Below are 24,719 nucleotides of genomic sequence, written 5' to 3'. Positions count from 1 at the left end.
CTACACCTCATATCCGGGAACAGCATTACATGGAAACGCGCGGAAGAGTTCTGGCCTGCATCACCGCCATGGCAACCCTTGGCCTGCCTGCCCTTGGGGTAGCGGCCCAATGCCCGGCTGATGACCATAAAGGCACAGAAACCTGCATTCCGGCCAATAGCGCCGCGAATACAGGGCTGAACCGCCCGCCCGGTGCGCATGACGACGTGAGCAGCGGTTACGCGCCAGGCGACCTGTGGCAGGCAGGCGGGCAGGTGTGGCGCGCAACCGCGCTTACGCCCGGGGCCGCGCAGTGGACGGCCGTGCCCACACCGCATGCCCCCGCCGATACCTTTGGCCCGCATGCCGTTTTTGCCGGTGGGCCTACGCGAATGGTCAGCACCTATTCCGGCCCCGCCGTGGATATCGAGACGACAGCAGGCGGCCAGACGGTTGCCACCACGCTGAACATACGTCCTGATGGCATGCTTGATACGGCCACCCTCAAGCGCGTTCTCGCCGCGCGGGATGCGGGCACCTTCGCCACCGTAACCCGCGTGTATGACCAGACCGGGCACGGCAACCACATTGTAGCGACGCCGGGGCACCATGTGGTGCATATCGGCGCGGTGCAGGTTTCAGGGCAGGAGACCCTCTCCTGGGGTGAAATTAACGGGCCGGGTGGATTTGTACTGCCGCAGACACTCAAGGTACCCACCAACAGCTTCTTTTTTGGCACCACGGGCACCTATGCCTCATCCAATTCCGGCTATTCTGCCTTCCCCGTGCCGCTCATGCTGGGGCAGCAAGGGCAGGAATTCAAGGTGTTCATGGGCAGCTACACGCTCGATGGCTTCGTGCATGTGGCTGACATGCGCAGCCCGGACCAGCGCACGGACCTGATCATCAGCAACGATCCCGCCGCCTTTGGCCTGAGCGCAACACCGGCGGGCTACCGGCTTGAAAACGGCAATAACCACGTCGTGCTTGGCGGGGCGCTGTCGGGGGGGGCGTTTTCCGGCGGATATATCGGGTATAATGCCGATGGCGGCAACTGGTTTGAACAGGGCCGCAACACCGGGCAGTGGACCGGTATCGTCATCGCCGATCAGGCCGCCACGGCCGGGCAGGAGCAGGACTTTGAAGCCGCTGCCGCCGTGGCAGGCAACCACATGCCGCAGCTACGTGATACTGTCGTTGCCATTGGCGATAGCCGGACGGAAGGCTTCGGCCTGAGCGATGGCACGAACTGGCCCTATCTCATGCAGCGTTACGCCCGCTACAAAAGCTACAATTTTGCCGTGTCAGGGGCCACGACCAAGCAGATGCTGGACATGGTGCCCGCAGCGGAAGCACTGGCCCGCCATCCCGGCCGCAAGGTCGCGGTCGTGTTTGGCGGCTTCAATGACCACCTGCACCAGATCGGCACCGGCGAGACGGTCCATAACCTCGGGCAGATCACCAGCCGCCTGAAAAAAGCCGGCTATCACGTGGCATTCCTTGACGAGACCATGACGCAGGGCGCGCCGCGCAAGGCGCTGGACAATGCGGTCGAGGATGGCAAGATTCCTGCCGATCTCGAACTCGATCTTTTCTCCACCGGCGAGCCTCTTTCCGATGTGCTTGACCAGACAAAATGGCTTGCCGATACAACCCACCCCAACCAGGCCGGGCATGACATCATCGCCCGCAACGTGTGGCAGAATATCGCCAATTTTCTTGGCCAGTAAAAACGCCATACGCCTGTAGGGAACAGTTTTCCAGATGCTGCCTTTTGCAAAAAGGGCAGCATTTTTACAGGACACTATTTAAAAACAACTCATTGATAAAAAATGATAAAAGCTTCACCAAAAACGTCCTGAGGATGGTGCGCCGTATGCCGCAATCCATCCGGTTACCCTGCGTATTCGCATGGAGTTGCAGGCAGGACAGGCCGATCAGGCCGGGTGGACCGCCGCCATGGCGGGGTCGGTGCGCCCCGGCCGCCCGGTCTCGATGCGCCCTGCGAACTGATACAGCAGTTCCGGCTCATCCGCACTCGACACGGTGAGATCATACCACAGCATGCCCTGCGTCAGGTCAAACGCCATGCTCACGCTGCCGCCAGCGGCCACATGCACCGCGCGCGTGATGCCGGAGGGCGCCATGGAGCAGGTCAGGTTCGCGTGTTTCGCGCCATGATTGCTTATGGTCACGACCAGATCCTTCCCCGGCCCACGCAGGTAGGTGCAGGCCGCCTGTAGCCGCAGGCCGCCCTTCCTGCCGCTATAGCGGCGGTAAAAGCCGTTGGGGGCATGCACGTCCACATCATAGACCCGGTTGTGGAAGGTGGACTGGGCAAACGTCACATCAAGCGCATCGCCTGCCGCCACGGCGTAAGTGCCCGCCTGCATGCTGCTTTCCGACGCGATGCCGTGGCGATGGATATTGAACGGCACGCCAGCAGCACGGGCGCCAAAGCGGGCCCGGCCCGCGCGCAGGTGTACGCTCACCTGCCTGCCATCAGCCGAGACCCCACCATCGCAATACGGCTCATAGGGCAGGGGGGAGGCGACCCGCGTGCCGGATTCCTGCGCCACGCTTTCGCGCATTTTGGCCGGATCGTTGCGCAGGGCGGCAATCGTAGCCGCATCGAGGGCCTGATAGCCACCGGGCAGGGGCCGGTTGCGCGCGCTCTCGATGGTGTGCAGATACGCATTGCGCTCAAGGAAGGGCAGGTGCGGCATGCTGCCATCATAGGGGCGGAAGCATGATGTCAGGTCGCCACTGATGGCCCGCCGCCAGGGCGAGATATTGGTCTCAGTCACGTCCTTGCCGAATTTGCCCCGCACGAAGGTCTCAAGAAAACGCAGCGTGGAGGTATGCTCGAACAGTTGCGAATTGACCCATCCGCCCCGGCTCCAGGGCGAGGCGATGACCATCGGCACGCGAAAGCCCAGCCCGATCGGCCCACTGCGCGCCAGGCGCTCCGGCACGCCACGATTGATTTCATCCTGCGCGCTCGTATATTCCAGCCCCTTCTGGCCAATGCTGCGCGATGACGTGCCGGTTTCGGGCCGGTTGGGGTCGGGTGCGGCATAGGAGCAGCAATGATCGAAATAGCCGTCATTTTCATCATAGGTCATGATGAAGATGGTCTTTTTCCATACATCGGGGTTTTCGGTCAGGATATCCATGATTTCCGATACGTACCACGCCCCATACCACGGCGAGGTCGGATGATCGGAGAAATGCTCGGGTGCTGCCAGCCATGAAACGGTGGGCAGCCTGCCTGTTCTGACATCCTGGCGGAACTGATGCAGCACATCGCCCTTGGGCGCCTGCATGTGGATGGCTTTTCTGCCATCATGGAATTTCAGTTTTTCCAGCTTGCGGTAGTTCCTGTCGCCCGTGTTGGTCACGAATGCGTTGCCAAACAGGGCGCGTTCCGCCGGTGTCAGTTTTTCAGGCGTTTCGCCCGCAGCAGCACGGCGGCGCGTGAGCACGGCCAGCAGGTTTCGCGCTTCGGCCAACTGTTCGCCATGCGTGCCTGACACAAGCATTTCATGTGTGTTCAGCCGATCGATATGTGACTGGCATTCATTGATGCGCTCCTCAAGCCACGCGCCAAAACCGGGATTGGCCGTGACATGGTACTGATCGAAACATTCCAGCACATTGCACCCGAAATTGGACAGCCATGCCCGCTCGGGCGCGCTCATGCCGCCAGCCTGCGAGAGTTCGTTCTGGTAGAATTTCCATGAAACGCCTGCCTGTTCCAGCCGCTCGGGGAAGGTGCGCCACGTCATGCCGCCTTCAAGGATCTCACCATTACGCATGTACACATTCGACGTTGGAACCTGCCGGTCGCGCACCGTGCCGGTCCAGAACAGCAGCCGGTTTGGGGTGGTACTGGTCATGGCGCCACAGTAATTCTGGTCACATACGGTAAAGGCGTCGGCCAGGGCATAGTAAAAGGGCAGGTCCTCGCGGGTATAATGCCCCATGGTCAATGGATAGTGGGCATAGTCCTTGTGGTGCGACTTCTTGGCGTCGATCCATCGGTCATGGCCGCCATTGTTCCACGCATCAACCTGGCTGTCGCGGGAGTGGGGGATGGAACCCATCCATGTCACACGCGTATCACGAATGTTGAGCCGCCACGGCAGATAGGTCTCGCCTGACTGGCTGGACTGTACAAAAGCCGGGTTACCGTTGGGCAGGCGCATGGCACGCGGGTCATTGAACCCGCGCACGCCCTGCAGGGTGCCAAATACATGATCAAAAGAACGGTTTTCCTGCATCAGGATCACGACATGCTCGGCATCCTGCCAGGTGGACCCTACCTCGGGCGCAATCGCGAAGGCCCGCCCGATGGAAGCGGGCAGGCGGGAAGACGCTCCCGCGGCACCCGTGAGGAGGGCATATTTCAGGAAATCTCTACGTGTCGTCATGATTGGCTCGCGCATGAAGGAATCTTGTTTCGTTGCCCTTTGACCATGCCTTGACCAAGGCTTCAGTCGTGAAAGCAAGCGATTGCATGTCAATATGGTCATGCGTAAGCGTGCTGACAGTCCCGGGCATGGCGTGAAGGGCCGTCATTCCGCTCTGAAGTAATGCCCTTTTTCATTGCCCTGGGGCGTTCCAGCATAAATCCTAACGGAGTTCCCCTAACAAATTCCTTATCTGGTTTATATACTTCTCTATTCTATTTCATTTTAAATTCATTCAATGTTCATAAAAGATTCATATCGGGATATATGCTTATGGTAGCAACAAAAAAGCGGGGAGACGCCACCATCTCGCAACGCCATGCTTCATTTGCCTGAAAAGGTGAGAACCGGCCCGTAATCTTCTTCCGATCCAGACACGACAACATCGAATTCCTTGCCCGGAAACCCCGCATGCAGGGCGACCATCCAGCATCTTTTCAATAAATGGACAACAAGGCGGGCATCATGCTCGGATATTTTATTGTCATTACCAAGAATATCATAGACGTGCACATGATTGATCATGCTCTCCACGTCCTTCATGTTGCCCGGCACGCTCATCCATTGGGCAAAACTGTCTTTTGTAAACTGGATGCCCAGAAACACACCGCCCTCATGGTCCACGAATTCCGGCAAAAGCAGTCTGGCTGTGGCCAGCATGTCAACGCCGGTGCTGTTAAAAGCGATATGGGACAGCCAGGGCTGGCTTAAGGGCGGGTTGCAGGCTTTGCGCCATCATCGGGCTCGGACCAGTCGCCATTCAGCGGATCGACAATCTTCATCACATTTCATCTTTGTTCCGTGCATATGCGCAAGCTAGAGCAATTCCACTGCACTCTGGCTCAGTGGAATTGCTCTAGCTCATTGTTTATATAGCATCTTCACCCGTTCGAATGTGTCCATTCAAATGGGATCTGCTCTAGCACGGAGGGCGTTTTCAGGTGCCGTTTTTGCCCGAATCCTTTTTCTGCCCGCCGCCGGTTTCCTTATTGACCGTAGCCCAGGCGCGGCGTTTGGCTTCATCCTCGCTGACCCCGCGCTGCTCGTAGCTTTCCTCAATATGGGCGGCCTGTCGCTTCTGCTTGCCTGTATAGGCGGATTTGTCACCACGCGGCATGATCCATGCTCCCGTTCATGCGTTTGCCAGGGCTTTGGTGCGGTCGCACATGCAAGCCCCACCTGCGTGATAATGCGGGGTCGGGGCAAAAGTTTTTTCAGGGCCGCCTGCCGGGCTGTTACACTTTGAGAGCGGCATATCGGATGTTGTAAATGCTCTTTTCTCGCTATTGCGAGACAGGGGGTGTAGAAGCAGACCTTCATCCCGATGGAAGATCTCTATGACGACCGTGTGCCGGACTATCGCCATTTCACCACAACAGGATTCTCTCATTCCCATGTGCCCCAGCCCCAACCGGGGAGGCCGTTGTGATCATGCGAAGGAGGCACGCCAAAGGATTTCATCATGATGACCGATGCCTGCAAGGTCCTGATGATCTTCCCGCTTTTCAATGCCAATTCATTCTGGAACTACAAGGAAGCCTGCGATCTGGCGGGCGCGCGCTACCCGGCAGCGCCCCTTGGTCTGGTCACGGTCGCGGCCATGCTGCCCCAGCACTGGCAGATACGGCTGGTCAACCGCAATACCGAAGACCTGACCGACGCCGATCTTGACTGGGCCGACATGGTCATGACCGGCGGCATGCTGCCGCAGCGCAATGACGCGCTGCACATCATCGCGCAATGCCATGCGCGCGGCAAGCCGGTGGTGGTGGGCGGCCCCGATGTGACCTCAAGCCCGCCGCTTTACAGCGCCGCCAATTTTCAGGTGCTGGGCGAGGCCGAGGAGATCATGGATGATTTCGTCGCGGCCTGGCGCAGCGGTGCGCGGCAGGGCGTGTTTGAAGCGCCGATGGGCAAGACGGATGTTACAAAAAGCCCATTGCCGCGCTTTGATCTGCTCAAGCTTGACCAGTACCTGCATGTGGGCGTCCAGTTTTCACGCGGGTGTCCGTTCAGTTGCGAGTTCTGCGACATCATCGAACTCTATGGCCGGGTGCCGCGCACCAAGACCAACGAACAGGTCATGGCTGAACTCGATGCCCTGTACGCGCTTGGCTACCGGGGCCATGTCGATTTTGTTGATGACAACCTGATTGGCAACAAAAAGGCGCTCAAGAAATTCCTGCCCGACCTGAAGCACTGGCAGGAGGAAAAGAAATTTCCCTTCGAATTTTCAACCGAGGCCTCCATCAACCTCGCTGATGACGCCGATCTGCTGCGCAGCCTGGCCGATACGAATTTCTTCGCCGTGTTCGTGGGCATCGAAAGCCCCGATACGGACTCGCTGGTGCTGATGCAGAAAAAGCAGAACACAAGGCGCAGCCTGCAACAGAGCATTGAAACGATCCATAAGGCCGGGATTTTCGTCAATGCAGGCTTCATCGTGGGGTTTGACAGCGAGAAGGGCAGTGTCGCCGCGGGCATGATCGAATGTATCGAGGATACCTCGATCCCGGTCTGCATGGTCGGCCTGCTTTACGCGCTGCCCACAACCCAGTTGACGCGCCGCCTGCTGGCCGAAGGGCGGCTGTTTTCGGGGAGTGAACAGACCCAGTCGGGCGATCAGTGCACCGCCGGCCTCAATTTCGAGACCAAACGGCCACGCCGCGACGTGCTGAACGATTACAGGACGGTGCTCAAAACGATTTATGATCCGGTCGCCTATTTTGGCCGCGTGCGCAGGCTTGGCCGCATGCTCGGGCGCAAGCGCAGCCACCGGATGATCAAGGGCGACCTGCGCAGCTTCATGCGGCTTGTCCTGCGCATTCACCGCGCGGGGCCGGGCACGACCGGGGCATTCTGGCGGATGATGCTCGACTGCGCGCTGCATAACCCCAAAGCATTGCCCTACGTGGTCATGACCAGCGCGCTCTACCTGCATCTCGGGCCGTTTGCACGGCAGGTTGTCAGCGAGATTGATGGGGAAATCGAGAATGTTGACACGGGCCACTGGCAGGCGCCGCCAATGCTCAAGCCCGTTCCGGCAGCGCTTGTGCCTGCCTGAGCAGGGCATGGGGTAAAAAACTTCCAGGGATTGGCGCGGCGGTTGTGCCAGCCGCCGCGCCAGCGCATCATCAGGCTTTGGCGGCCTTGGCCGCCAAAGCCGCTGCGCGGGCCGCGTTCTTCTCTTCCTCGGTCCAGACCTTGCGCTCGCGTATTTTCGGCGGCTTGACCTGCTTGACCGGGCCGCCACCCAGCACGGGTGCGCGCATGGTGGAGTTGCGCGCGGCCTCCGAATGCCAGGGGTGATCTGCCTGCACGTCGAGCGGGCGGCCGATTTCACGTTCCACGTCATGCAGCCAGGCGCGCTGCTCGGCATCGCACAGCGTTATGGCAAAGCCCGTGCGGCCCGCGCGCCCGGTGCGGCCAATGCGGTGCACATAGCTTTCGGGCAGGCTGGGCAGGTCATGGTTGAACACATGCGTCACCGTATCGACATCAATGCCACGCGCCGCGATGTCGGTTGCCACCAGCACCTGTGCCGCGCCACACCGAAACGCCTCAAGCGCGCGCTCACGCTGCCCCTGCGACTTGTTGCCGTGGAGGGCCTCGGCCGTAATGCCCGCCTCGGTAATGAAGGCGCAGACCTCGTTGGCGATGTTCTTCTGCAGGGTAAAGACCACGGCCTGCCCCATGCCCGGCGTGCGCAGCAGTTCAAGCAGGGCGGCCTTCTTGTCAGCCGCATCGACAAACATGACCGACTGCTCGATCCGCTCCACCGTGGTGGAAGGCGGCGTAATCTCGACCCGGGCCGGATCGCGCAGCAGGCTCTCGGCCAGCACAGTGATGGATTTGGGCATGGTGGCTGAAAACAGCACGGTCTGCCGGGCTGCGGGCACGGTTGCGACAATACGCTCGATGGGCTTGGCAAAGCCCATGTCGAGCATCTGGTCCGCCTCATCAAGCACCAGCGCCTCAAGCTGCGACAGGTCGCATTCGCCCTGGGTAATCAGGTCCAGCAGCCGCCCGGGGGTTGCCACGATGATGTCCACCCCCTCCTTGAGCGCATTGATCTGGTGGAAGGGGCTGACGCCGCCAAAAATCGTCGTAATGCTGGGCTTGAGGTAGCGCCCGAAGCCCGTGAAGCCATCAGCGATCTGGGAGACCAGTTCACGCGTGGGGGCCAGCACCAGCACGCGCGCGCCACCCTTGGGGGCGGGGCGGGGATTCATGGCAAGGCGATGGAGCAGCGGCAGCGCAAACGAGGCCGTCTTGCCCGTGCCGGTCTGGGCCATGCCCAGCAGGTCACGGCCTGCGAGCAGCATGGGGATGGAACCGGCCTGGATCGGGGTGGGGGTGGCGTAGCCCTCCTCGGCCAGTGCGCTCAGGAGTTCGGGCGCCAGGGCAAGATCGGCAAAAGTCATGGACATGGTCAAGCAGCGCCTCCGGCGCTCTGTAAAGGCTACGCCTGTTCGGGCTTCGCGGGTGCGGGAGGCCGGACTATTACGGGGGGCACCGTGCCACGTCAACGCAGCGCGGCATGGCTGATGATGGTTTTTGCCCGCGCCCAAGCGCCACAATCCCCATGCTTTGGAAGATGGCCTGAAATGCACGCCGGTCATACTGTTCGCATGTAATATCGATCTCATCACATGCAGGATGATTGCACTTCTGGTTCCTCCCATCCTTTCAGAAGCCGCATCGCTGCGGGGCTGGCCCTTGCCCTTGATAAGGCGGACAAGCGGAACGATGCGCCCGAAGTCATGGCTGATGACCTGCTTCCCCTGCTCGAGCAGGCCGCCGGGAAGGGCGATTGCGAGGCCATGCTCACGCTGGGGGTGCAGAAAAGCCTGAAGGACGGGGATCGCACGGAACGGGCGGCATGGTTCCTCAGGGCCGCGCAGGCGGCCGGGCGGGGCCAGTAAAATTATTGACCAGCCTGCCAATCAGGGGCACGGGGGGCGCCCAGTGCCATGTTTTCAACAGGCGCGTCGGACGCAGGGAACATGGCGCGACAGGCCGGGCGAAGTTGCTCACGATTGGCCTGCAGGCAGGCGGCAATTTTCTTCTTGTTCGGGATGTCGTTTCCACAGAATTTGAAAGCATCCTTTTCGCAGGCATGCGCTTCACGCGCGCGGGTGGTTTCGGCTGCATGGCATATGTTCATGCCCGACAGCACAAAAGCAGCGCCTGCCATCATGTTTATGAACGCCTTCGCGTTTCCGCGTTTTTTCATTCTGGCACACATAAACTGCTTCCTTCATTCCCATAAAAACCGAAGCCACCCGGCACGTGGTCAGGCAGCCTGTTGCCGTCTATATAAACGATACGGTACCGTTCCTTAACAGCATGTACGAAACAGCCCGTCAAGGTCCCGGTCAGGGGCATATGTCAGCGGATCTCTGGCAATGCAGATCCCGGCGTTGAAGACGAAAATATCGACTGGCCTGCCGTCGCGCGTGGCGGCAAGGATTGCACCACGGTCGGTTGCATCAGCCTGAATGGCGTCCGCCCCGCTCCCGCGGGCAAGGTCTTCAGGCTTCGCGCGCGAACCGGCCCATGTAAAGCGCACCAATGCGCCTTCGCTGGCCAGGGGTTTGACGATGGCGGCCCCGGCGGTTCTGTGGAGCACGCCACGCTTTACGGCCGGGTCGCATCGCGCGCGGCAGGGGGGAGCATCCGCAATGCCTGCCGTTTACGGTGCCAGATCATGACTCCTGTTACCGTCAGCATGCACACGACAAGCCCCGACAGGCAGATGACAATGCGACCGGCCAGCCCCGCCAGCCTGCCGCCATGCCACGGCAGTTGCATCTGCATCACCAGATTTCCCGCGGCCCCCTGTCCGGGCATGGCGCCATCCGTCACCTGGCCGGTCTTGAGGTCGATGGTCACCATGGGGCTGCCCAGCCCGGCAGGGTCAGTGCCATCATTGCTGAAAAGATAGAACAGGGCCGTCGCGCCATCAGGGTCGAGCAGCACGGCGGCGGGTCTTTCCGCATGGCCGTGGACGCGTGCGAAGCCTGCGGCAATGCTTTCGGCCTGATCAACCGTAACCGGATGGGGTTGTGCCTGCGTGTCCGTCATGGGTGGGTCTGTTGGCAGGATGGTGCGCACGACGGGATTGAACACTTCATCTTCAAGCGCCAGCGCCACCCCGCTTATGGCAATGCCCAGCAACACAACCCATAGCCACAGCGAGACGGCCCGATGCAGGTCGAACGTGATCCGTATGGCCGAGCGCCTGAAGGAAAGGGTCCATGTCTTGCCCCATCTCTGCCAGAACGCGCGCCGCCATGCGGGCTGGTGCAACGGAGAGGTCAGGACAAGACCGACAACACAGTCGATTGACCACAGAATGGCCGAAAGACCCATGATCCATAGCCCCGCCTGGCCCAGATCGAGGGAATAATGAAGCCGGTACACAAAGGACATCAGCGCGCGACGGCTCAGGCAGCACCCTTCGGTCGGTCGCATGCCCTGAATGCGCCCCGTGGCGGGGTCGAGAAAGATTTCATGCTCAACCGGCCCGGTGCCGCCCGCGACCTGTTCGGCAGAATAGGCTTCGATCGCACGGCCTGCCGGGGGGCGATAGAGCAGGGCGGTCACCCGGGTTTCCGGGCGCTGTGCCTCCAGCCGCGCCAGTATGGTTGAAAGCGGCAGGGGCTGCGCCGGGGCGGGGGCGTGATACAGGTCCGGGTTGAGGGCCGCATCGATTTCCGTGCGGAACACGCTGATGCTTCCCGTAAGCCCCGCGATAAACAGCACACCCGACAGCAGCAGCCCCGTATATCGGTGCAGGCGCACAAGGGCCGGACGAACGGTTTTAAGGGTCAGGGCAGCCATCTGGCAGGATCTGGCACGCCGGTCGGGGCGGAGCAATAGAAGAAAATAAGACGCATTTGCATATTTAATTCCCGGTTTCCCCATACGCCCTGCCGGGGCAGGGCCTGCATGAAAGCCCCGGATTGTATCGAAACATCACAGCGCAGTTCTAGCATTGATAATGATTCTTATATTCATATAAGGAAGGCCCATATCCCGTACGGGCACTGACGCAAGCTGTCAAGGAACCTTCAGGCCGTGGCCTCGACCGATCATCTTCTGGAAACCTACCTGGCAAACCGGCCCCGTTTCGTGTCTCTCGCGACCTCCATGGTCGGCTGCACGGCACAGGCAGAAGATATCGTGCAGGATGCCTTTGTTCAGCTTGCATCCGTCAGGCGGCAGAGGGTCATTTTCAACCCGGTCGCCTATCTTGGCGCAATCATACGCAATCTGGCGCTTGATCATCTCCGTGCCGCGCGCAGGCATATCCCGACCGAAATCGATCACAGCCTGCTGGCCGATACAGGCGCGGGGTCCATATCGCCCGAAATCCATTGCGGGCACCGGCAGGAACTGCATAGCGTGGCCCATGCCCTGAACAGCCTGCCGCCACGCACCCGCCGCGCGTTCGAGATGTACCGCATCGGCGGGTACACCTTGCACGAAATTGCAACCGTTCTGGGCGTTTCCACCACGCGCGTGCACAAGATGATCCAGATCGCGCTGGTGGCCTGTGCTGCGGCCCTGCCAGACATGGAGCCGTAAAGATTTTTCCTCTACCGTTGAAAAACAGACCTGTGCGCCGTCCCTGTTGCTGGAAGCACGTTCAACGCCACCGGCGCGGAACGAAGGGGAGCGAACACGGATGAGCACACAGCCAAAACAGGGTGCCGAACGTGCCATGCTGGAAGCTGCCACCTGGAAAATCCGCCTGAATGCGGCACCGCATGATGAAACGGCACGGGCGCAATGCGCCGCATGGCGCGCGCTCGACCCCGAGCACGAACGGGCATGGCGCCGGATGGAACGCGCCTGGACCCTGACAGCCCAGCGGGTGCCCGTAACGCCCCCGCCTGACCGGCCCGCAACACGTCGGCAGCCTGCGGCTGGCAGAACGGCCCGGGCGCGCCCGTTGCGGATTGCGGTGGCCTGCATGCTGCCGGTGGCAGCCAGCCTGCTGGCCTTCGCCACGCCAGACCTCATGATGCGCCTGCAGGCTGATCATTACACAAAAACGGGCGAGACCCGCACGCTCGGCCTGCCGGACGGAACAGCCGTGACCCTGGCGGGTCATTCCGCCATAGCCGTGCATTACGCGGATCAGGAACGGAGGGTTACGCTGCTGGCCGGGGAGGCGTTTTTCAATGTCGTGCATGACGCAAGGCGCGGCTTTGCCGTCAGGGCAGGCAATGTGACGACGCGCGATATCGGCACGAGCTTTGATGTGCAGATGGCCGGGCCGCATGTGCGTGTTGCGGTGCGCGAAGGGATGGTGAGCGTAGCCCGCCAGTCCGACCCCGCCCTGCGCCTGGGCGCAGGCCAGCAGGGCACGGTCGACCGGCACACGGGGCAGGCCTGGCGCGGCACGATCGACCCGGAGGATGTCGGTTCGTGGCGTTCGGGGCAACTGGTGCTCAACGATGTAGGGCTGTCCGACGCGGTTGAAACCCTGGGGCGCTATTATCCCGGCACCATCGTTACGCATGGCCTTGAACACGACACCACCCCAGTTGGCGGCGTGTATGACCTGCACCACCCCAGGGAGGCGCTTGAGGCCCTGTGCGCGTTGCATGGGGGCAGGCTTGTGGCACTCCCCGCGGGCTTCACCCTGGTGCTGGCTGAGCACAAAACCCCCTGACGGGTCCGGGCGGCCCGTCAGTTTTCGCGCGTCGGACCATAAAAAAGTTCCGCCAGCCCGTTAAAAAAAAATCATCTCAACGGACATGAATATACGCGAATGCAATTCGTTTGCATTTTCTGCCAACCGTCCGCCCGTGAGACCTGACCATGCCGTATGTTCTTCCGCCGTGCCGCCCCAATCGCATCCGGCCATCCCGCTCCAGCCTGCTTACGGGCACGTCCGCCCTGCTGTTCGTCATGTGGGCCGCCGCGGGCCATCATGCCGCGGCGGCAGCGGTTGAGGGCAGCGTGGCCGTTCCGCCATCTCCGGCACAATCCTTCAGCATTCCCGCCCAGCCGCTCGCCCGCGCCCTTGCCGCCTTTGGCGCGCAGACAGGCATGCAGATCGCATTCGACAGCGCCACGATAGCAGGCGCGCGGTCAGGGGCGGTGACCGGGCAGATGACGACGGAACAGGCGCTGTCCGGTCTGCTGGCGGGCACGGGCATCAGTTACAGCAAAACCGGGGCGCATTCCGTCTCGCTCATCCGCGCGCCGTCCGCCATCACCCTTGATCCGGTGCGGGTGGAAGGGCAGGGGAACGAGGGCGGCAGAAAAGGGTGGAAAGAAGAGCAGATCGCCGTTTACGCCACATCGGGGCGGGCAGGGCTCGTGCCCAAGAATTCGAGTGCCGCCACCAAAACCGACACGCCCCTGATCGAAACCCCGGAATCCGTATCCGTCGTGACCCGCGCGCAGCTCGACCAGCAGAACGCCCGCACCATAGCCGAGGCCCTGCGGTATAATGCCGGTGTGTCGGGCGATGTGGCATCGGGCTACACCACGCGGTTCGACATGGTTGAAATCCGTGGCTTTCAGGGGGCTGCGGGCGCGGATGAATTTGTTGACAACCTGCGCCTGTTCAACGGCGCCTATTACGCCACCCAGCAGATCGACCCCTACCTGCTCGACCGGATCGACATCCTCAAGGGGCCGCCTTCGGTCCTGTACGGGCAGTCCAATCCCGGAGGGGCCATCGTGCTGACCACGAAACAGCCAACGGCTACCCCCGTTCATTCCGTCTCGGTTGAAGGGGGCACGTATGGCTACGTGCGTGGCACCGCCGATTTTGGCGGGCGGATCGACCGTGATGGCAAGTGGCTGTACCGCGTGGCCGCAACCGCCACCACATCGGGCACGCAGGACGAGCATACCCGCAACGAGCGCTTCGGTGTCCTGCCATCGCTGACATGGACCCCCAATGACCGGCTGACCATGACGCTGTCCGCCTTCTGGCAGCGCGACCCGCGTGGCGGCAATTTTGACACCGCCCCCCTGCAGGGCACCATCCTGCCCAACCCGAATGGCCAGGTTTCGGACCATTTCTACCCCGGCGACCCGAATTTCGAGACCTACAAGCGCACCCAGACGGCAGTGAACTACCGGCTAAGCTACCGCATCGCGCCCAACTGGACCTTCAAGTCATTTGCCCGTTACGCGAATGTGGGGGCGTTTTTCCAGCAGGTATCCTCGGGCGGGATGCTCGATGATGACAACCGCACGCTGGAGCGCGCGGCATACGGGTCGGAGGAGCATTTCGACACGATCACGGTGGAAGAGCAGATCCTTGGCCATTTCCGTACCGGGCCGGTCAAGCACAACGTGATTGTTGGCGGCAACTGGCAGAATATCCGTGATTCCGCCAACCTGTATTACGGCGATGCCCCCTCGCTCGACGTCTTCGCGCCCACCTATGGGCAGAGCATCGGCAAGCTGGACCTGTATGAAGCCCAGAGCATAACGACCAACCAGGAAGGCATCTATGGCGAGGACCAGATGACATGGGGCCACCTGCACGTGCAGGGCGGCGTGCGCCATGACTGGTCCACCATCGACACCCGCGACCAGACCGATAGCGGCGGCAGCTTCAACCAGTCCGATCAGGCCACGACGTGGCGTGGCGGCATCCTGTATGCGTTCCCCATCGGGCTGTCACCCTATTTCCATTACGCGGAATCCTTCCAGCCCGCCAACAACCTGTCGTTCAACGGCACGCCGTTCAAGCCCACCCGGGGGCGGCAGTTTGAAGTGGGGCTGAAATACCAGCCGCATGGCTTCAACGGGTTTTTCACGGCCGCGCTGTATGACCTCAAGCAGACCAACGTGCTGGTAACCGATCCGGTCCATATTGATTTCTATACCCAGACCGGCGGCATCCGCTCGCGCGGGATCGAACTCGAAGCCCATGTGGACCTGACGCGCAACCTGAACATCATCGCCGCCTATACCTATCAGGACGTGGCCTATACGCGTGGCAGTGGCGACCTGACCGGCGAGCGCCCGATTGCGGTGCCCAAGCAGACATTCTCGGTCTGGGGGCATTATGACCTGCATAACGGTCCGTTGAGCGGTCTGGGGTTTGGCGCGGGCGTGCGCTACAATGGCAATACGCTGGTTGACAACACGCTGGAATATGTAACTCCCAGCTATGTGCTGGTGGATGCGCAGGCACAGTATTCACTTGATACTGTCGCCCCACGGCTGAAGGGCATGCTGTTTCAGGTCACGGCCCAGAACCTGCTCAACCAGCGGTACTATCCCAGCTGCGCGGGCGCCGATACCGGCTGCTATATCGGCGCGAACCGTAATGTGATCGGGAAAGTGACCTATAGCTGGTAATGTCTGCAAATATTAATTTTCAGTTATGCATTTATCGCATAACTCAGTAAATGGATCCCATACAGACGATCCATCCCGGCAGGAAATAACAGCGCGCGGCAACCGCCGCCCAATATTTTTGGACAGATTCATGTAACATACTGTTTTACCTATCTTTTATATGGGCTCAGCGAGCATGCCGCAGGCATCCCGACGGCGGCATGCGGAACATCGGCCACATGATATGTAACTTGAATATGCGAATGATTATTATTACAGGACATGGAAACAGCAGGAGACACGACGCATGACAGGACATTCCCTGCGTCGATCTTCTTGGAGGCCATGCCTGTGTCCTACGCGGACAAGATTTTTCTGGAAGTCCTTGAAAGCAACAGACGTCATCTTGTCGCGCTGGCGGCACGGGTTGTGGGCTGCGCATGGCGGGGCGAGGAAATCGTGCAGGATGCCTATGTCCGCATCATCCGCGCCTCGGCCACGCCACAGGATATCCGGCACCCGCTCGGTTACCTGAAACGGGTCATTTTCCGCCTTGCCATTGATGCCCGCCGGGCCAAAGCCGTTGAACGCGCCTACGCACAGGCCATCAGTTTCCCCGACAGGCGGAGCACATCCACCGACGGGGCAGGGGATGCGGATATGCTGCGCCCCGATGCCATCGAAATCCTGACACCCGAACGCCAGTTGACCAGCCAGGATGAACTCCGCCGCGTGCTGGCCTGCCTTGACGGCCTGCCCCCGCGCACCCGCCGCGCGTTTGAACTGAGCCAGTTCTATGGCCATAAACAGCGTGAAGTGGCCGAGATCCTGGGCGTCAGTTCCCCGCGCGTGCATGCCATGCTCCGGCAGGCTTTCCAGCGGATTACCGAGCAGCTTGGTGAAGAATGAAGCTTTACCCGCCGGTATTAATTTCCATGCCGTTCAATCGTCAGACAGAAAGGGAGATGTGAAGGCGCATGTCCTGCCTGCAAAGCATATGGGTCCATGACAGATATTACCCCGCCTGACGCTGACGATACGGCCCTTTCATTCCTTCTCCGCGTGCAGGATGATCCCGAAGATGCCCGGCTGAAGGCCGAACTCCAGCAATGGCGGCAGGCTGATCCGGCGCATGAACGGGCATGGCAGCAGGCATTGCGGGTCCGCCTGCTTGGCCGCCTGGCCCTCCAGGGCGCGACGCAGTCCCCACCAGCCCCCACACCCGACAACCTGCATCGCCTGCCGGTCCGCAGATGGCGGGCGGGGGCGCTGGCAACTGCGGCGGCGGCGGCCATTGTCCTTGCCTGCGCGCCTTCGCTGCGCCTGTGGCTGCAGGCGGATTACACCACGGCCACCGGCCAGACGCGCCAGATTGCCCTTGATGATGGCAGCAGCCTGACCCTGGGCAGCGCATCCGCCATAGCCGTGCACATGCATGGTGATACCCGCCGCGTCATGCTGCTGAAAGGCGAGGCACTGTTCCAGGTAAGGCATGATCCCCGGCGGGCGTTCGTTGTCGAGGCCGACGGCATTGTCTCACGCGATATTGGCACGGTGTTTGACGTGCGCAGCGGGGGTGGGCACGTCGTGCTGGGTGTTGCTGAGGGCACGGTCGGGCTGCGTGCGCCACGGGCGGGAATGGCGGCCGAGCAGGCCGTCAATGCCGGTGAACAGATCGACATTACGGAACAGACCGGGGCCGTACGCCACGCCGCCATTTCAACTGATAGTGTCGGGTCGTGGAATACTGGCCTGTTTGGTGCCAGTGCGGTCAGCGTGGGGGATATGCTGGGTATATTGCGCCGCCATTATTCCGGTTATGTCTTCATCCGCGGAACGGTGCCCGCGAGCAGGCTGGTGGGCGGCGTGTATGACCTGCGGCACCCTGCCGACAGCCTGCGCATGCTGGTCACATCCTCTGGCGGGTCCATGCGCGAAGTGGCGGGGCGTATCCTGATTGTCAGCTTTCCCGGCTGACCCGGCACGGGCGGGCGATGTGCATGCCGCCTCCACAAAAAAATCCATAAACGTGCAATCGCTATTAAGTTCCGTTGGCGCCGCCCGTCATGTTTTGTGAGACGAATTGATCTTAATTCGCATTTGCAATTCAGCAGGCAACATTTTCATGGCAGCAAGCGTCGATACTCCCACAGCCACAGGCAACCGGTTCCGTCATATCCTGCTGACAGCGGTGGCCCTTTCCACATATGGGGGCCTGGCATGCGCGGGGGCTCTGGCCGCACCCGCCGCCGGGGTCAATGGTGGCACCATCCTGTCCTTCCAGATCGCGCAGAAACCCCTGCGCGACGCGCTGGTGGATCTCGGCACGCAGGCACGCGTACGCCTGATCTTTGCCGCCGACAGCATACCGGATATCCTGGTTGGCCCCCTGAACGGCACGTTTTCGGTGCCTGATGCAATCGGGCGGCTGCTGGGCGGGACAGGACTGACATTCTCCAGCCAGGACGGCGCGTTCTATATCCACAAAGCAGCCAGCGCCAGCATCACGCTGGGGCCGGTGCGCGTAGGCGGCACGGTGGCGCATGAAAGTGCCACCGGCCCCGGCGTGGGCTACGTGGCCACCAATACCCTGACCGGGTCAAAGACCGACACGCCCATTATCGAGATACCGAACTCGATCCACGTCATCACCAAACAGCAGATGATCGACCAGCAGCCCCAGAACGTGATGGAGGCGCTGCGCTACACCCCCGGCGTGCATGTGGAAGGGCTGGGCGGCTTCGCCAATGGCGTGGGCAGTGGCTACAATAACGGCAGCATCGTGCAGCGCGGCTTTGCCACCGCGCAGTTTGTCGATGGCATCCGCTCATATTCCAACAGCGCGGGGGAGACCGCGTTCCTCGAACGCATCGAGGTCATGAACGGCCCGGCCTCGGTGCTGTATGGCCAGACCACGCCGGGCGGCCTGATCGGCATGTCCCTGAAAAAGCCGACCGACACGCCGCTGCGCAACGTCACCCTTGGCTTTGGCAACTGGGGGCGGTACGAGGCCACGTTCGATGTCAGCGACAGGGTCACAAAATCAGGGAACGTGCGCTACCGCATTGCCGGTATTGGCGTAACCCAGGGCACGCAGACCAACTATATCGACTATCATCGCGTGGGCGTGCTGCCCTCCATTACATGGGATATTGACCACAAAACATCACTGACCCTGCTGGGCAGCTATATGTACACACCCGGCGATGGCATCAACATGACGCAGCTTCCGCCCAGCGTGCTGCTTGATACCAACGGTTATGGCCGCATTCCCCGCAGCCGTTTCCTGGGTGACAAGAACTGGAACGAGTCAGGCCAGACGGATGCCATGTTTGAATACCAGTTCAAGCATACCTTCAACCGCTGGATCGATTTCAGCCAGACCATGCGTTTTGAAAGCTCGGAGTTTCGTAACAAGACGCTCATGCGCGGCGAAGGCATGGTGACCGACCAGCTATACTCCCGCGGGCCGGTCGAGACCAACTGGCCCAGCACCACCATCGGACTGGATACGCGCGTGGGGGGCAAGCTGCCGATTGGCCCGGTACAGAATACATGGGTCGTTGGAACGGACTTTCGGCAGTATAACAGCAGGGACAGTTCGCTCAGCGATGATACACCGGGCAATAACGGCTATCCTGGTCTTGATGGGTACACGCTGGTCAATGTCTATAATCCGCAGAGCAATTATGTGCCCTGCATGGACATCCATTCCGCCAAATGTCTTGTCAGCGGATATCAGAGCCACCAGAACTATTTTCAGGAAGGCATCTATTTTCAGGACCAGCTTAAATACAAGGGGCTGTCCGTTATCCTTGGCGGCCGGCAGGACTGGGTGAACTATCATGGCTATACCGCGCAGACGAGCAACGAGAACGCCACCCATACCTACACCTATACCCGCACCAGTGCCCTGCCACGGCCGCAGGCGGCCTTCACATGGCGCGCGGGGCTGGTCTATCAGTTCAAATTCGGCCTGGCGCCGTATTTCAGCTATTCCACATCCTTCGTGCCGCAGAGTTCGCGCAACTGGCAGGGTAACCTGTTTCCGCCGCTGACCGGCAAGCAGCTTGAAGCAGGACTGAAATATCAGTCACCTGACCAGAAAATCTTTCTGCAGGCCGCAGCCTTCCGGATCGAGGAAGACCATTACCTGATTACCGACCCCGACCATCCGAATTTTTCCGCCGATGCAGGGCGCGTGCGCTCACAGGGCTTCGAGCTTTCGGCCAATGCCAACCTGACCCGTAACCTGCGTTTCATGGCCTCCTATACTTACGATGCCGCGACCTATCTGAGCACAAACCTCAGCGACGTGCAGGAATATGCCAACGGCACCACGGGCGGCACGATATCGGAAAAAGGCAAATACATAGGCGAGGGAATTCCCCGCAACATGGCCTCTGCCTTTCTGGATTACACGCTGCCCACGCGTTACCTCAAGGGCTTCGGCATCAATGGCGGCGTGCGCTATAACGGCTTTACCTATTCCGATGACGTGAACAGCTTCAAGGTTCCCGCGTACACCCTGTTCGATATCGGCGCGCATTACGATTTCGGGCAGGCCACGCCCATCCTGAAGGGTTTGCGAGGGCAGCTTTCCGTCTCCAACCTGACCAACAAATATTACATCACTTCATGTGGTGGTACTTACTCATGCTATATCGGGCAGGGTCGGCGTGTTTATGGCAACCTGAGCTATAGCTGGTAAGAGCAGGCTGAAAAAACGGTTCTCCCCATCGTCTTTTCGGGCAGGAGGTGCGCGCAATGAACCGCATGCAATCTTCACACGCCAACGTGCTGCGTGCCCTGTGGCATCTGCAACGCCCGTTATGGCCAGTCATACTCGGGGCCACTGTTGTCGGCACGGCAGGCGGGCTTGCAAGCGCGTGGCTGCTGTCTGGCATCAATGACGCCCTGCATGCGCCCGACAGGCTGAATGCAGCCCTGGCGCTGAACCTTGCGGGGCTGTGCGTGCTGTCCATTGCGGGATCTGCCCTTGCCGGGATCGGCAACAGCGCCGCGGGGCAGAAGATCATCTCCCGTCTGCGCCATGAGGTCGCCGCCCGCGTGCTGGCCACCCCGCTGGCCACGCTGGAGCGGCATAAACCGCACCGGATGCTGGCCATCCTGAATGGCGACATCAGTACCGTCAGTGCGTTTACCTTCAATTTCTCGGGCTATGTCGTCTCCTTTGCCGTGGTGCTGGCCTGCGTGCTCTATCTGGCTGTCCTGTCGGTACCGGCCTGCCTGATCGTGGTCATGTCCTTTGCCTGCGGAGTGGCGCTGACGGTCTGGCGTCGGCGCAGGTGGCGGTCTGATTACCGTGAAATCCGCAACATGGAGGACCGGCTGCAAAACCAGTACCGCACCATTACCGAGGGCGCGCGGGAGCTGCAGCTCAACCACAGGCGGCGCGACCATGTGCGCGATACCCTGCTGGGTGGGGCCGCATCGCGTATCGCGGTACTGAAAACCACGGCCATGCGGCGGTTCTGGCTATTTGATTCCGTTCATGAAGCGCTCTTTTTCCTGACAGTCGCCATCCTGCTGGGCACACGTTTTCTCACGGGGCTTTCCACCCCTGCCGCCAGTGGGGCGGTGCTTGTGCTGCTTTATGCGCGCGGGCCACTGGAACGGCTCCTGCAGGCGCTGCCAGCCATGACCGAGACCGAAATCGCCCTGCAACGCATTGCCGAACTGACCGCCGACCTGCCCGATGGCAGGCTGCCTGACCTGCGCGCGGAAGACGCGCTCACCTTCCAACATGCCATTACCCTCCATGGTGTGAGCTGCCACCCGGATGGCATGGCTGTGCCCGGCTTTACGCTGGGGCCGGTGGACCTGAGCGTCCGCCATGGCGAGATCATGTTCATCACGGGGGGCAATGGCGCGGGCAAGACCACGCTGGTCAAGCTGCTGCTGGGCCTGTATGCGCCCGTGACGGGCACCGTGCTGTGTGACGGGGTTCCGGTCACGGCGGAAAACGCCGCCGCATACCGCCAGCTTTTTGCAACGGTTTTTACGGATTATTTCCTGTTTGACGACCTGCCGCACCCGGATGCACGGAGCGTGGCCCTTGCAACACGCTGGCTGGAACGGCTGGGCCTTGCCCATAAGGTCAGGCTGGAGCAGGGCCGTTTCAGCACCACCGACCTTTCCACCGGGCAGCGCAGGCGTCTGGCGCTGGTGCAGGCCCTGACTGAAGACCGGCCGGTCATGATGCTGGATGAATGGGCGGCCGATCAGGACCCGGTTTTCCGCCGGGTTTTCTACACCGAAATCCTGCCCGAACTGAAAGCCGCGGGGCGCACGCTGATCGTCATTTCACATGATGACCATTATTTTGCTACGGCCGACCATATCATCCATCTGCATGATGGGCGCATCGTGACCGACCACCACCCGAGCGAAACGGGGCAGGGGAGGCGCGCCATGCCGCAGGATGCCTTTGCCATGCAGGCGGCAATACGCAATCCATCGGAGGAAAGCGCAGCAGGGCCACCGGTTATATAAAAACCGGGTTTTCTGTGAAAAAAGACGCGGCTGGATCGTCTTTATGACAGGGGAGGCATTTCTGCCGGTCTGTCCGCTTGTCGGCAGGGCAGCATGCCTGCTGGTTTTCTTTCAGGACAGGCAGGAACGCGACGCAATGGAACAGGCTGGATCCAGTGCAAAATTTGTTTGCAACTCATTCTCGAAATCATTATTAACTAATCTATTGCCATGACGCCCCGCGCCCTTCGCCGCTGGTTCGGCATTCATAAATGGACCAGCCTTGTCTGCAGCATCTTCCTCCTGATCGTGTGCGTGACCGGATTGCCGATGCTATTTTCCGAACAGATATTCGACACTTTCGTCGGTGATGACGACCCGCCTTACGAAAGTTTGCCTGCGGACACGCCAAATGCCAGCCTTGACGTCATCGTGCACAAAGCGATGGCGCTCTACCCGGGCCAGATCATCACCAGTGTCAATCCAGAAGACGACGAGCCGGCAGTGCTCATTTCCATGGCGCCAAGCTGGCAGGCGCTCAAGGATGACGAGACCTACCCGGACCGCCATTCCGGGCACTGGATCAAGTTTGATGCCCGCACGGCCAAAGTGCTGAAACAGTCCCGTCCCGCCGATGCGCCGAAAGAGCCACGCTCCTGGACCGGCGTCATTCTTGGCACCTGCACGCGCCTGCACATGAACCTGTTCGCGGGCCTTCCCGGTGCGCTGTTCATGGGCGCGATGGGGGCGGTGTTCGTGGCCTCGCTGGTGTCCGGCACGGTGCTGTATGGCCGGTTCATGAAGCGGCTGCCGTTCGGTTCTGTCCGAACGGATCGGGCCTCGCGGCTGACATGGCTGGACCTGCACAATCTGCTGGGTGCGACCACACTGGTCTGGGCAACCGTCGTGGGCTTTACCGGGCTGGTCAATGAACTCCAGACCCCGCTGTTCGGCCTGTGGCGCGTGACCGATGTGCGGCAAATCCTCAAACCCTACGCCAACCTGCCGGTGCCGTCGCAGGGCCATCTGTCCTCGGTGCAGGGGGCGTTCGATACGGCGGCAAAGGCAGCGCCCGGCAATGAGGTGACCGGCCTGTCCTTCCCCGGTGCCTCCTTCGGCAGTCCGGTGCATTACGTGCTCTGGACACGGGGGGCGACACCTTTGAGGGCACGTCTGTTCACGCCGGTTCTGGTCGATGCCCGCACGGGCGAACTGACCGGGGCGTATCCCATGCCGTGGTACCTGCGCTTCCTCGAAATCTCCCGCCCCCTGCATTTCGGCGATTACGGCGGCATACCGCTGCGCATCCTCTGGGCGCTGCTGGATATGGTGGTGATTTTCGTGCTGGTCAGCGGCCTGGTGCTGTGGGCGGGCAAGCGCAGGATCGCGACCGATGCCCGGTTGCGGGCACTGGGTTACGATCTGAATGAGGTGGATGCGCTCCCCGCTCTTGCGGAGAGTGCGCGATGAACGCCGTCTCGCCCTCGCCAGTTGTGACCCCGCGCCCATCCGTCGCCATCTGGCTATGGCCGATCGTGCTGGGCCTGCTCACTGTTTTTGGCCTGCTGTCCGCCCTGCTGGGCCAGCACGGCATCTGGCTGGCCCTGTCGTGGACCGCCCTCTCCATTCCCCTCATCGTGACGGTTGCCTGCCTCCTGCGGGCATGGTGCCGCACACCATCTGTCAAAGGAGGTCAGTCATGACCCCGATTTCGTTCTCCCCATGGGACATGTTCTTCAACGCCGGTCCTGTCGTGCGCTGCGTCATGACCCTGCTGGCCGTGGCCTCGCTGCTGACCTGGACCATCTTCATCGCCAAGTCGGTGGAACTACTGCGCGTGCGGCTCAGGCTCCAGAAGGCGGAAAAAGCGCTGGAAGAGGCCAACACCCTGGACCTTGGCGAGGAATGGACACGCGGCAATTCCTCCATCGCCCACACGCTGGTCATGGCCGCCGAGACCGAGCGCAAACGCTCTGCCGACATCCCCGATGACAGCGAAGGGCTGAAGGAACGCATCGTGCTACATCTGGAGCGCCTTGAAGCTGCCGAAGGACGCCGCCTCCTGCGTGGCACTGGCGTGCTGGCCACCATTGGCGCGACATCGCCCTTCATCGGCCTGTTCGGCACGGTCTGGGGCATCATGACCTCGTTTACCGGCATTGCGGCCAGCAAGGCGACCAGCCTTGCCGTGGTCGCCCCCGGCATTGCCGAGGCCCTGCTGGCGACAGCACTCGGTCTGGTCGCCGCGATCCCGGCGGTGGTGATCTACAACCATCTCGCCCGTCAGACGGCCTCGTGCCGCGCACAGGTGGCCGACCTCACCGCGCTGGTGATGCGTCTGGTGTCGCGCGATCTGGGACGCACGCAGATGCTCATGGCGCAGGGCAATATCGTGCTGCTTGCCACGCAGGCGCGGGATGTCCGCGCGGCAGCGGCGGAGTGATCCGC

Annotated in this window: 19 protein-coding genes and 1 pseudogene; 13 read left to right on the top strand and 7 right to left on the bottom strand. The window is 61.1% G+C overall.

Going from position 1 to position 24,719, the window contains the following annotated elements; genetic code table 11:
* The first annotated feature begins 29 nt into the window (after positions 1-29).
* A complete protein-coding gene (locus tag GXY01S_RS09875; protein WP_061274619.1) occupies positions 30-1,709 on the top strand; it encodes an SGNH/GDSL hydrolase family protein in 1,680 nt (559 codons plus the stop codon).
* A 207-nt stretch (positions 1,710-1,916) separates the two neighbouring features.
* Here GXY01S_RS09875 and GXY01S_RS09870 read toward each other — a convergent pair whose 3' ends face one another.
* The 3 genes and pseudogenes from GXY01S_RS09870 to GXY01S_RS09860 all read right to left on the bottom strand — a co-directional run.
* On the bottom strand, positions 1,917-4,412 hold the full coding sequence (locus GXY01S_RS09870) for a phosphocholine-specific phospholipase C (RefSeq protein WP_061274632.1): 2,496 nt from the start codon (positions 4,410-4,412) through the stop codon (positions 1,917-1,919).
* A gap of 363 nt (positions 4,413-4,775) precedes the next feature.
* Positions 4,776-5,111: a hypothetical protein gene (locus GXY01S_RS09865; RefSeq protein ID WP_061274617.1), complete on the bottom strand. Its 336-nt coding sequence runs from the start codon at positions 5,109-5,111 to the stop codon at positions 4,776-4,778.
* Positions 5,112-5,400: 289 nt separating this feature from the next.
* Positions 5,401-5,568, bottom strand: a pseudogene (locus GXY01S_RS09860) (plasmid stabilization protein); the annotation flags it as partial.
* Between the two features lie 345 nt (positions 5,569-5,913).
* Here GXY01S_RS09860 and GXY01S_RS09855 point away from each other — a divergent pair.
* Entirely contained in the window at positions 5,914-7,515 is a 1,602-nt protein-coding gene (locus GXY01S_RS09855; protein ID WP_456305875.1) for a B12-binding domain-containing radical SAM protein, read from the top strand.
* Positions 7,516-7,585: 70 nt separating this feature from the next.
* On the opposite strand, the gene GXY01S_RS09850 is transcribed toward GXY01S_RS09855, so the two are convergent.
* Positions 7,586-8,881: a DEAD/DEAH box helicase gene (locus GXY01S_RS09850; RefSeq protein WP_061274613.1), complete on the bottom strand. Its 1,296-nt coding sequence runs from the start codon at positions 8,879-8,881 to the stop codon at positions 7,586-7,588.
* Between the two features lie 222 nt (positions 8,882-9,103).
* Here GXY01S_RS09850 and GXY01S_RS09845 point away from each other — a divergent pair, with 222 nt between their 5' ends.
* Positions 9,104-9,376: a hypothetical protein gene (locus GXY01S_RS09845; protein ID WP_061274611.1), complete on the top strand. Its 273-nt coding sequence runs from the start codon at positions 9,104-9,106 to the stop codon at positions 9,374-9,376.
* A gap of 2 nt (positions 9,377-9,378) precedes the next feature.
* On the opposite strand, the gene GXY01S_RS18940 is transcribed toward GXY01S_RS09845, so the two are convergent.
* The 3 genes from GXY01S_RS18940 to GXY01S_RS09830 all read right to left on the bottom strand — a co-directional run bounded on the left by GXY01S_RS18940 (position 9,379) and on the right by GXY01S_RS09830 (position 11,297).
* Complete coding sequence (locus GXY01S_RS18940; protein WP_255210408.1) at positions 9,379-9,699, bottom strand: hypothetical protein; 321 nt, start codon at positions 9,697-9,699, stop codon at positions 9,379-9,381.
* A gap of 93 nt (positions 9,700-9,792) precedes the next feature.
* Positions 9,793-10,083: a hypothetical protein gene (locus tag GXY01S_RS09835; RefSeq protein ID WP_242501310.1), complete on the bottom strand. Its 291-nt coding sequence runs from the start codon at positions 10,081-10,083 to the stop codon at positions 9,793-9,795.
* Positions 10,084-10,091: 8 nt separating this feature from the next.
* Positions 10,092-11,297 carry a PepSY-associated TM helix domain-containing protein gene (locus tag GXY01S_RS09830; RefSeq protein WP_061274609.1) on the bottom strand — a complete coding sequence of 402 codons (1,206 nt, stop codon included), beginning with the start codon at positions 11,295-11,297 and terminating at the stop codon, positions 10,092-10,094.
* 237 nt (positions 11,298-11,534) lie between these two features.
* On the opposite strand from GXY01S_RS09830, the gene GXY01S_RS09825 reads away from it, so the two are divergent.
* From GXY01S_RS09825 to exbB, 10 genes are all read left to right on the top strand, one after another.
* Positions 11,535-12,044, top strand: coding sequence for a sigma-70 family RNA polymerase sigma factor (locus GXY01S_RS09825; RefSeq protein ID WP_061274608.1), 510 nt, complete (start codon positions 11,535-11,537; stop codon positions 12,042-12,044).
* A 100-nt stretch (positions 12,045-12,144) separates the two neighbouring features.
* Complete coding sequence (locus GXY01S_RS09820; RefSeq protein ID WP_061274606.1) at positions 12,145-13,137, top strand: FecR family protein; 993 nt, start codon at positions 12,145-12,147, stop codon at positions 13,135-13,137.
* A gap of 149 nt (positions 13,138-13,286) precedes the next feature.
* Positions 13,287-15,797 carry a TonB-dependent siderophore receptor gene (locus GXY01S_RS09815; protein ID WP_061274604.1) on the top strand — a complete coding sequence of 837 codons (2,511 nt, stop codon included), beginning with the start codon at positions 13,287-13,289 and terminating at the stop codon, positions 15,795-15,797.
* 261 nt (positions 15,798-16,058) lie between these two features.
* Positions 16,059-16,685, top strand: a complete 627-nt coding sequence (locus GXY01S_RS09810) for a sigma-70 family RNA polymerase sigma factor (RefSeq protein WP_082770812.1) — start codon at positions 16,059-16,061, stop codon at positions 16,683-16,685.
* Positions 16,686-16,781: 96 nt separating this feature from the next.
* Positions 16,782-17,753 (top strand): FecR family protein, encoded by a 972-nt coding sequence (locus GXY01S_RS09805; RefSeq protein WP_061274601.1) that lies wholly within the window; start codon positions 16,782-16,784, stop codon positions 17,751-17,753.
* A 148-nt stretch (positions 17,754-17,901) separates the two neighbouring features.
* Complete coding sequence (locus tag GXY01S_RS09800; protein WP_061274599.1) at positions 17,902-20,487, top strand: TonB-dependent siderophore receptor; 2,586 nt, start codon at positions 17,902-17,904, stop codon at positions 20,485-20,487.
* Positions 20,488-20,552: 65 nt separating this feature from the next.
* Complete coding sequence (locus tag GXY01S_RS09795) at positions 20,553-22,292, top strand: cyclic peptide export ABC transporter (RefSeq protein WP_207207896.1); 1,740 nt, start codon at positions 20,553-20,555, stop codon at positions 22,290-22,292.
* 210 nt (positions 22,293-22,502) lie between these two features.
* A complete protein-coding gene (locus tag GXY01S_RS09790) occupies positions 22,503-23,741 on the top strand; it encodes a PepSY-associated TM helix domain-containing protein (protein WP_061274597.1) in 1,239 nt (412 codons plus the stop codon).
* Positions 23,738-23,974 carry a hypothetical protein gene (locus GXY01S_RS09785; protein WP_061274595.1) on the top strand — a complete coding sequence of 79 codons (237 nt, stop codon included), beginning with the start codon at positions 23,738-23,740 and terminating at the stop codon, positions 23,972-23,974. The genes GXY01S_RS09790 and GXY01S_RS09785 overlap by 4 nt, the downstream gene beginning before the upstream one ends.
* Positions 23,971-24,714: a tonB-system energizer ExbB gene (gene exbB / locus GXY01S_RS09780; RefSeq protein WP_110570415.1), complete on the top strand. Its 744-nt coding sequence runs from the start codon at positions 23,971-23,973 to the stop codon at positions 24,712-24,714. The genes GXY01S_RS09785 and exbB overlap by 4 nt, the downstream gene beginning before the upstream one ends.
* Positions 24,715-24,719 lie beyond the last annotated feature (5 nt).

The organism is Komagataeibacter xylinus NBRC 15237, from assembly GCF_001571345.1.
Classification (GTDB): Bacteria; Pseudomonadota; Alphaproteobacteria; order Acetobacterales; family Acetobacteraceae; genus Komagataeibacter; species Komagataeibacter xylinus.
This window is presented reverse-complemented; position numbering and strand designations above follow the sequence as displayed.